The organism is Candidatus Hydrogenedentota bacterium (assembly GCA_035416745.1).
Taxonomy (GTDB): Bacteria; Hydrogenedentota; Hydrogenedentia; order Hydrogenedentales; family SLHB01; genus UBA2224.
Window position 1 is genome coordinate 41,052 of the sequence record DAOLNV010000047.1, and the last position, 2,363, is coordinate 43,414.

Genomic DNA, 2,363 nt, shown 5'->3' on the forward strand with positions numbered 1-2,363 from the left:
GGCGGCGCGAGATCGCGTGTCGAGGAAGACGCCTCGTCTCCTTCGAGATACTCGATGCCCGGGAAGATGGCAAAGGACTTTCGCGCTCCGAATGACCGGTCTCCGGCAAGAACCGGCGGCATCGAGAACGCCGCAATCGCGGCATCTTCGGGAGCGATGGTCTCGAGTTCAAGATGGATGCGCGCACTGTCGGCCTCGGCATATGCCATCAGGAGGATGGGCCAGGCCTGGCCTGTCTCGCCCTCGGCGGTGCCATAGATGCAAAGCCAGGTCGATCGGAGAGGATGGATATTACTGATGTGAAGCCGCAATTCTTCGAGCGCGCCATTCTCGTGACGAAGCATCAAACGGCAAAGCGGATACAACGACGCCACACGCCGCCAGCCTCCGCCATCCCATACGTCGGCCATGGCGTACGCGGCGTCGTCTTCGTCGACAACCACGGAGAGCCGCGACCAGGCGTTGGCTACGATAGCGCGGATGTCGCCGTTGCGTTCAACCACGACCACCGGGTCCTCGGTGCGCGATTGCGGAGGCTCGATCTCTTCCGCAAAAACATGTATGCGAAGTTCAGGGCTTGTGGCCAGCAACCAGTCCCCGGGTGATTTCGCCGCGAGACCTTGCCAGACGAGGGCCGTTTCTTCACCCGGCTGAAGTGTCCCCACGGGCAGCGCTTGCGCCGCGCTCGGACCAAGCTCCGCAAGGTCACGGCCCCCCAATGCCTGGAGCTGCGACGTAACGCCGCCGGTGTGCGTGCCACGGCCCGTATTCCTGACCCGTTGAATGATGCTGAAGGGTTTACCAACCGTCACGAGCGGTGAGCTCAGCTCGGTAGAGACAACTTCCACCTCGGGAAGGTACACCCCCGCATAGATATTGCCAAGGGACGCCGCCCCCGCCTCGATATCCATGGCGGGGGGCTGGAAATCATCAAAGGCAAGCGGCAGGAGACGGGTACCCTCACCCAATGCCGCGGACACGCTTCGCGTCCCTGTTCTCAGCACGACTCGGGCGGATTGCTGGCACGCCACCTCGACCAGAGCCAACCCCTTGGCCCCCGCGGGCAGTGCTGAGGCATCCTGGGCAGGGTCCAGCAGCAACAACAACGGCTCTCCGAACAGGGCCCAGTCGTAACTAGAGTTCTCAGAGATAGCGTTCGTATGGAAGCCTACGGAAACCGTGCGTCCCGCCCACGGCGCCATGTCGATAGCCCGCGGTTTCCATCCGAACTCCGCAACGGACTCCTCGAATACAAGCCGTCCCTCGACGGCCACCGAGAATCGGACACCATTGGGCGTGTTCGGCGTCGCATTCCAGTCAAATCCCGGTCGCAGCCCCACACTGAAGGCCAGATAGCAGCGCTGATTGCCTTGCAAGACGGGCACAGAGACGTCCCCGAACTCCAGGATCGCATCCTCTGCTCCTCCAGGATGCAAGAACATTCCAGGCATGGATTCGCCGTCCGATTGTTCCCATTGACCCACCGAGGTGTCCGTCGCGTTGATGACAGCGGCCTCGTCGTACCGAGCCACAAAATCAGCGAGAACTCGGATGGACCCCGGCAGAGACGACTCAGCCTGGCTCTGGAAGCAACTCAAAATAACCATTCCAATGGCGCAAACACGCAAATAACTGGGGGTTACGACCTTGTGCATAATCTTTCTCTGGTTCCAGGCGGATTTGCCTCGTGAAAATCAATACGCGAATCAGTCGGCAGGACGCCGAAAGAGAATCGCCAATACGGCGCCTGCGATAGTCAACGCAGGTCCAACGACTTGAAGGGCCGGAAGCTGGTCAAGCCCTGGAATTTGCGAAGCAAATCCCAAGTAATGGGCGCCCGAGAGGATGGCCCCTACCACAAAAACAACGACCCCCAAGACAAACATGTCGTGACCTCACCTCTTCCGAAAAAGGACGCCCGTGTACTGTGCGTCGTCAGGGAAGTTGACCGCCCTATTCGCCGAAGGAGTATAGATTGCCCGGATCCGCATATCAATTCCTTTCAAATCACCTCCGGGTAAGCGCCGCCAAACCAGGCTATGGTGCCACGCGCTCTTGCGACCCGGCGGCGAGGCCTTCTTCAGCCCCACCGGCGCGAAACATACCAGCCTGGCCTGAAGGGCCAGGAAAATGATATCAAACGAGAGTGGAGGGCTGAAGGCCCGAAACATACCCCCGGGGTACCGCCGCCCCATCTTCCGCGCCAACGGCGCGAAACATACCAGCCTGGCCTGAAGGGCCAGGAAAATGACATCAAACGAGAGTGGAGGGCTGAAGGCCCGAAACATTGTCCAGCGCTCACCCTCCCGACGCTGTCCGGAGCCGATCGAAGCCGCCTACCGTTTCGCCGTCCTTGGAATCCT

At 60.6% G+C, this 2,363-nt stretch carries 1 protein-coding gene; it reads right to left on the reverse strand.

Annotation, left to right across the window (positions count from 1 at the left end; translation table 11 throughout):
- Positions 1-1,598 (reverse strand): hypothetical protein (locus PLJ71_14250; GenBank protein HQM49846.1); only part of this gene is annotated, 1,598 nt, incomplete at its 3' end.
- Positions 1,599-2,363: the final 765 nt, after the last annotated feature.